Origin of the sequence: Rhizobium alarense (genome assembly GCF_021555155.1) — a bacterium.
GTDB lineage: Bacteria > Pseudomonadota > Alphaproteobacteria > Rhizobiales > Rhizobiaceae > Rhizobium_D > Rhizobium_D alarense.
Window position 1 is genome coordinate 1 of sequence record NZ_JAKGBU010000096.1, and the last position, 1,932, is coordinate 1,932.

General features: G+C 66.5%; 3 protein-coding genes. All 3 read left to right on the plus strand.

Annotated elements, in window-relative coordinates; genetic code table 11:
• On the plus strand, positions 1–557 hold a 557-nt coding region (locus tag LXM94_RS22200; protein WP_268965218.1), incomplete at its 5' end, for a calcium-binding protein.
• A 291-nt stretch (positions 558–848) separates the two neighbouring features.
• Positions 849–1,433, plus strand: a complete 585-nt coding sequence (locus LXM94_RS22205; RefSeq protein WP_235773656.1) for a TetR/AcrR family transcriptional regulator — start codon at positions 849–851, stop codon at positions 1,431–1,433.
• On the plus strand, positions 1,430–1,932 hold a 503-nt coding region (locus LXM94_RS22210), incomplete at its 3' end, for an EamA family transporter (RefSeq protein WP_235773657.1). The genes LXM94_RS22205 and LXM94_RS22210, both read left to right, overlap by 4 nt.

Sequence of the window (1,932 nt, forward strand, 5' to 3'; positions counted from 1 at the left end):
CGGGCGGCGATGGGGATGACGTCCTGAATGGCGGAAGCGGGGACGACAGGCTAAGGGGGCAGGCGGGCAATGACACGCTGAGCGGAGGTGACGGTGTCGACCGGTTGTCCGGAAAGGCGGGACGGGACCTGCTCAAGGGCGGTCACGGCAACGACGCTCTGTCCGGCGGCGGCGGCGGCGACCAGCTCTTCGGGCAGAAGGGCGACGACAGGCTCGTCGGCGGCGGCGGGCGAGACCTGCTGAGCGGCGGCGGCGACAGGGACCTGCTGGACGCCGGCCGGGGCAACGACAGGCTCTCGGGCGGCGGCGGGGCCGACGTCTTCCTTTTCCGCAAGGGCACGGGTCGCGACGTCATCAGCGACTTCCAGGAAAAGGGAAAAGCGCACGATGTCGTCGATCTCAGCCGTATCGGCAGCATCACCGGTTTCGACGACCTTTCGTCTCATCACATGAAGAAAGTCGGGTCGGATGTCGTCATCACCTGGGGAGAGAACAACAGGATCGAGCTTGACGGCGTCAAGCTCAAGGCGCTGACGGAGGACAACTTCCTGTTCTGATCCTGCCGTTCCGCTGCCGGGAGGGAGCAACCCGGTGCCGCAGGCCGCTCCGCCCATCGGCCTCCGGCGGCGGATTTCGGCCTTGCACGGCACGGCCGACGCCGCGACGATCGAGATCGCGAAAGCTGGGCCTGAGGCGGAAGTGACGGCGATAAGGTTGCGCGGCCGCGGCGTCGGCATCGCCTTTCTCCGGTAGCCGCCGCTTTCCGCTGCCGCCGCACGGGTGCCGGTTGACGCCATCGATTTGGCAGCATATGAGATAGACAGGTCTGTCTCATATGAGGTTCCGTCATGCCCCGCAAGCCGATCGCCGTCGAAAAGCGGCAGGACATCATCGAAACCGCCTATGCACTGTTTCGCCGCGAGGGCTTCCACGCCACCGGCATCGACCGGATCATCGCGGAGGCCGAGGTCGCCAAGATGACCATGTACCGGCATTTCCCAGGCAAGGAGGATCTCATTGTCGCGGTGCTCAACTGGCGCCATCACCGGTTCGAGGAACAGCTTGACCGGTTGCTGGAGGGGATCGCGACGACTGCGGGGAAGATCGCCGGGATCATCGATTGGCACGCGCGCTGGTTTGCCCGGCCGGATTTCTGCGGCTGCCTGTTTCAGCACGCGCTCGCCGAGTATGGCGATCCCGGTCATCCCGTCTTCGTGGCCGTGGTCCGGCAAAAGCAGGACATGCGGCGCCGTATGCGGGAAATATTGGTCGAGGACATGCCGGCAGAGCGCGCGGAGAGCGTCGCCTCGGTTCTCGCCATGCTGCTCGAAGGTGCGACGCTCGCGGCGCAGATGGGCAAGGGCGAGGACGCCATCCGGCAAGCGCGGGACGCGGCAGCCGCGCTCATGGGCATCGGGCGAGCAAGGCAATGAGCTTCGCCGTCGTCGCGCTCGCCCTGTTCGCCGCCATCCTGCATGCCACCTGGAATGCCTTCCTGCGCAACGGTGCCGACCGGCTGTGGGCGGTGACCGTGATGAGCTTTACGACGACCTTTGCCGCCGTACCGCTCGCGATCCTTTCTCCGGCGCCGGATGTGTCGGCCTGGATTTTCATCGGGCTCTCGGCCGTGCTTCAGGTCGGATACAGCGTCTTCCTTGTCGAGGCCTATCGGCATGGTGAACTCGGGCAGGTCTATCCTGTCGTGCGGGGTGTCGTGCCCCTGCTGGTGACGCTGGGCGGCCTGCTGTTCGCCGGCGAAACGATCGCGCCTGTCCAGGTGATCGGCATCGTTCTGGTCGCAGCGGGCATCATGAGCCTCGCGCTCGGGCGGGGACGCACGGCGAGCGTCGCGCTGCTCTTCGCGCTCGCGACCGGCATGATCATCGCAAGCTACGTGACGGTGGACGCGGTGGGCGTGCGTCGCGCCGGCCA